The sequence below is a fragment of the Stenotrophomonas sp. 2YAF22 genome, from assembly GCF_052114665.1.
In the GTDB taxonomy this organism is placed as follows: Bacteria; Pseudomonadota; Gammaproteobacteria; order Xanthomonadales; family Xanthomonadaceae; genus Stenotrophomonas; species Stenotrophomonas indicatrix.
This window is the reverse complement of the sequence record NZ_JBFRFE010000381.1, coordinates 1-4,229: the sequence shown is the minus strand read 5'-3', so window position 1 is coordinate 4,229 and position 4,229 is coordinate 1. Positions and strand designations below refer to the sequence as shown.

General features: G+C 63.4%; 2 protein-coding genes, 1 tRNA gene and 1 pseudogene. All 4 read left to right on the top strand.

Going from position 1 to position 4,229, the window contains the following annotated elements; translation table 11 throughout:
- Positions 1–660 (top strand): annotated as a pseudogene (locus AB4Y84_RS14885) (NADH-quinone oxidoreductase subunit L); the annotation flags it as partial.
- A gap of 23 nt (positions 661–683) precedes the next feature.
- Positions 684–2,192, top strand: a complete 1,509-nt coding sequence (locus AB4Y84_RS14880; protein ID WP_442244073.1) for an NADH-quinone oxidoreductase subunit M — start codon at positions 684–686, stop codon at positions 2,190–2,192.
- A 15-nt stretch (positions 2,193–2,207) separates the two neighbouring features.
- Positions 2,208–3,668: an NADH-quinone oxidoreductase subunit NuoN gene (nuoN, locus tag AB4Y84_RS14875; RefSeq protein WP_312108565.1), complete on the top strand. Its 1,461-nt coding sequence runs from the start codon at positions 2,208–2,210 to the stop codon at positions 3,666–3,668.
- Positions 3,669–3,795: 127 nt separating this feature from the next.
- Positions 3,796–3,872 (top strand) — tRNA-Met (locus tag AB4Y84_RS14870).
- Positions 3,873–4,229: the final 357 nt, after the last annotated feature.

Below are 4,229 nucleotides of genomic sequence, written 5' to 3'. Positions count from 1 at the left end.
CATGACGACCACGGTCATGGCCACGGTCCGCATGAGCCGCATGAAACCCCGTGGGTGGTGACGCTGCCGCTGATCCTGCTGGCCATCCCGTCCATCGCCATCGGTTTCTTCAGCATCGGTCMGATGCTGCATGGCACCGACTGGGCCGGTCACCACGCCCATGCGGCGATCAAGGGCCAGGTCAACACGTTCTTCACCGGCATCGTCGATTTCTACGATCCGGCCAAGAACACCGTGGCCTTCCTGGGCGAAGAGTTCCATGGTCCGGTGGCGTTCGCGCTGCACGGCATGATGCTGCCGCCGTTCTGGCTGACCCTGGCAGGTTTCCTGCTGGCCGCGTTGTTCTACCTGTGGAAGCCGGACCTGTCGGGCAAGGCACGCAAGACCTTCGCCCCGGTGGTGTCCGTGCTGGAAAACAAGTACGGCTTCGACAAGCTGTGGATCGATGGCTTTGCCGGTGGCAGCGTCAAGCTGGGCAAGGTCTCGCGCTGGATCGACAGCAACATCGTCGACGGCGTGGTCAATCTCTCGGCACGTGTTGTGGACGTCGCAGCCAGCGTGCTGCGCCGTACCCAATCCGGTTTCCTCTATCACTACGCCTTCGCGATGATCATCGGCCTGATTGCCCTCCTGGGCGTGCTGATGCATTACCTGCGTTGATGACCTGTACGGAATAAGAAGACGTGTCGAACTGGCCTCTACTCAGTGTCCTCATCTGGCTGCCGATCCTCGGCGGTGCCCTGATCCTTGCGATCCGTGATGCGCAGACCGCCCGTTGGGCGTCGCTGGGCGTCGCGGTGCTGACCTTCGTTGCGAGTCTCTCGCTGCTGGGCGGCTACAACCCGGGCATCGACGCGCTGCAGTTCGTCGAGACCCACGCCTGGATCCCGACCTACAACATCGGCTACAACCTGGGCGTGGACGGCATCGCCGTAGCGCTGATCCTGCTGACCACGCTGGTCAGCGTGCTCGCCCTGATCGGTGCCTGGAGCGCGATCGACAAGCGCGTGAACCAGTACGTGGCTGCCTTCCTGATCCTGGAAGGTGTCACCGTCGGTATCTTCTCGGCCACGGACGCGATGCTGTTCTACGTGTTCTTCGAGGCGATGCTGATCCCGATGTTCCTGATCATCGGTGTCTGGGGCGGCCCGCGCCGCATCTACGCCGCGCTGAAGTTCTTCCTGTACACCTTCCTCGGCTCGGTGCTGATGCTGGTGGCGCTGATCTACCTGTACATGAAGGGCGGCAGCTTCCAGCTGGCCGACCTTTATGCACTGCAGCTGTCGGGCAAGGAACAGACCTGGATCTTCTTCGCGTTCCTGATCGCTTTCGCTGTCAAGGTGCCGATGTTCCCGGTGCACACCTGGCTGCCGGACGCGCACGTGGAAGCGCCGACCGCCGGTTCGGTGATCCTGGCCGCCATCGCACTGAAGATCGGTGGCTACGGCTTCCTGCGCTTCAACCTGCCGATCGTCCCCGATGCGTCGCAGGAATGGGCATGGCTGGTCATTGCACTGTCGCTGATCGCGGTGATCTACGTCGGCCTGGTCGCCCTGGTGCAGGACGACATGAAGAAGCTGATCGCCTATTCGTCGATCGCGCACATGGGCTTCGTCACCCTGGGCACCTTCATCGCCTTGTGGCTGGTGCGTGAAGCCGGCAACGTCGATGCGGCACGCCTGGGCCTGCAGGGCGCCATGGTGCAGATGATCTCGCACGGCTTCGTGTCCGGCGCCATGTTCTCCTGCGTCGGCGTGTTGTACGACCGCATGCACAGCCGCCGCATCGCCGATTACGGCGGCGTGGTCAACGTGATGCCCTGGTTCGCCACCTTTGCCATGCTGTTCTTCATGGCCAATGCGGGCCTGCCGGGCACCAGCGGTTTCGTCGGTGAATTCATGGTCATCCTGTCGGCGTTCCAGCGGAACCCGTGGATCGCCCTGGGCGCAGCCACCACCCTGATCATCGGTGCGGCCTATACCCTGTGGCTGTACAAGCGCATCTTCTTCGGTGAGGTGGCCAACAGCCACGTCGCCGAACTGAAGGACATCAACGGCCGCGAATGGCTGGTGCTGGGCGTGTTCGCCATTGGCGTACTGGCCCTGGGCGTCTACCCCAAGCCGCTGACCGACCTGATGGAGCCCTCGATCGCAAAGCTGGCGATGCAGATCGCATCCAGCAAGTTGCTGTAATTCCAGGATTTGATGATGACCACCTCGCCGCTGCTGCCACTGACCGCCGCTGACCTGCCACCGCTCGCTCCCGAGCTGGTGCTGATCGGCAGCGCCTTCGCCCTGATGATCCTCGACCTGTTCGTCAGCGAGCGGAACAAGATCGTCACCCACCTGTTCTCGGTCGCCGCACTGGCCGTGGTGCTGTTCATGCTGGCTACCGGCGTGGGCGGGCAGGGGGAGGTCTTCCATGGCATGTTCGTGCGCGATACCGCCGCGGACGTGATGAAGACCGGGATCGTGCTGCTCAGCGGCCTGACCCTGATTTACGGCTGGGGCTACCTGCGCGAGCGCAAGTTGTTCCAGGGTGAGATTCCTGTGCTGATCCTGTTCGGCACCGCCGGCATGATGATCCTGGTGTCCGCCGGCAGCCTGCTGATGGTGTACCTGGGCCTGGAACTGCTGGCCCTGTGCTCCTACGCGCTGGTCGCCAGCAACCGTGAAAGCGGCCTGGCCTCGGAAGCGGCGATGAAATATATCGTCCTCGGCTCGCTGGCTTCTGGCCTGCTGCTGTACGGCATGTCGCTGATCTACGGCGCCACCGGCAGCCTGCACCTGGATGCCATCCAGGCCGCCATCCCGCACTCGGAAGAGCGCGTGCTGCTGATCACCGGCGCGGTATTCATGATTGCCGGTGTTGCCTTCAAGCTGGGTGCCGCACCGTTCCATATGTGGCTGCCCGACGTGTACCAGGGTGCTCCGGCTCCGATCGCGCTGTTCATCAGCTCGGCACCGAAGCTGGCCGCCTTCGGCATGGCCTACCGCCTGCTGGAAATGGGCGTGGGCCCGCTGTCCACCGAACTGCAGCTGCTGATCGCCGGTCTGGCCGCGGTCTCGTTGGTGATCGGCAACCTGATGGCCATTGCGCAGAGCAACCTCAAGCGCATGCTGGCGTTCTCCACGGTCTCGCATATCGGCTTCCTGCTGATGGGCATCGCCGGCGGCGGTTCGCAGGGCTATGCGGCCGCGCTGTTCTACGCCCTGGCCTACGCGATCATGTCGACCGCGGCCTTCGGCGCGATCATCGCGCTGTCGCGCGCCGGTTTCGAGGCCGAGAACATCGAGGACTTCAAGGGCCTGAACGCCCGCAACCCGTGGATGGCCGGCCTGGTGCTGTGCATCATGGCGTCGCTGGCAGGCATCCCGCCGTTCCTCGGTTTCTGGACCAAGCTGGCCGTGCTCGGCGCAGCCATCAACGGCGGCCTGCTGTGGCTGGCGATCCTGGGCGTGCTGTGCGCCGTGGTCGGTTGCTTCTACTACCTGCGCGTCATCAAGGTCATGTACTTCGATGAGCCGGTGGGCGAGGCCATGCCGCGCAGCAAGGACCGCGTGCTGGGTGTCGTGCTGGGCGTGAACGCACTGGCACTGCTGGCGCTTGGCCTGGCCTGGAACCCGATCATGGTCTGGTGCCAGCAGGCATTTGCGCATCTTGCATAAAAGTTGACACAAAGCTGCGCGATTCGTGTAATATACGCAGCTTGAGTTGTCACTGCAGCGGTTCAGCCAGAACATCGTTGCGGAGCGTCCCCTCTCCAGAGTGGGGCAGCAGTTCAAACACTTCCGGTGCGGGGTGGAGCAGTCTGGCAGCTCGTCGGGCTCATAACCCGAAGGTCGCAGGTTCAAATCCTGCCCCCGCTACCAAGTAAAGAATGCGCCTTCGAAGCTCTGCTTCGAGGGCGTTTTTCTTTGCGGCTTCCGCCGATCCGCCGGGCCATGCCTGGCGAGCGCAGCGAAGGGTTTCAGGACGGCCGCAGCCTTGCACCAGAGCGGTGCAGGGGCTATCATCAGCGGCCTAGAAGTACCCCTGACGGCGGCGCTCCCCATCGGAGAACCACCCGGAAGGAGGGCCGCAACACGCTTGTTCAGCGCGTTGCAACCGGAATCCAGTCACCGGAGTCTTTCCGGAAAAGGGGCCCAGCGGGCCCTTCGTCGTTTTCGGGGCGTCATGTTTCCATGCTGGCCAAGGCCGGCACCCAACCAAGAGATCAAGGCAGGCTG

What these genes read in the sequence shown, in the direction of transcription:
- nuoN (WP_312108565.1), top strand. Translation starts at nt 2,208, where the DNA reads ATGACCACCTCGCCGCTGCTGCCACTGACCGCCGCTGACCTGCCACCG.